Below are 288 nucleotides of genomic sequence, written 5' to 3' on the forward strand. Positions count from 1 at the left end.
TTTTCCTGACCAACGACCAGGGTTATTCAATCTAGCCGCATCGTTTACCTGCTGGCGCTTGGCTAATATTTCTTTATCTAAACCTAAGTGACGCTGATTTGGCGTGACAAATTTTATACCGCTGTGCAAATGCTCGTTATTGTACCAATCTACAAACCCTGCCACCCATTCTCTTGCTGCGCTTATATCTTCAAATGGCTTTTCTGGGTAGTCTGAGCGATATTTTAACGTTTTAAATAATGACTCCGAATAGGGATTATCATTACTCACTGACGGGCGACTAAACGA

1 protein-coding gene is annotated in these 288 nt (G+C 42.0%); it reads right to left on the bottom strand.

Translation table 11 applies throughout. From position 1 onward, the window contains the following. On the bottom strand, positions 1 to 288 hold a 288-nt coding region (locus H5201_RS22790; protein WP_182785473.1), incomplete at both ends, for an integrase core domain-containing protein.

This window comes from Pseudoalteromonas sp. SG43-6 (assembly GCF_014164365.1).
Taxonomy (GTDB): Bacteria; Pseudomonadota; Gammaproteobacteria; order Enterobacterales; family Alteromonadaceae; genus Pseudoalteromonas; species Pseudoalteromonas rhizosphaerae.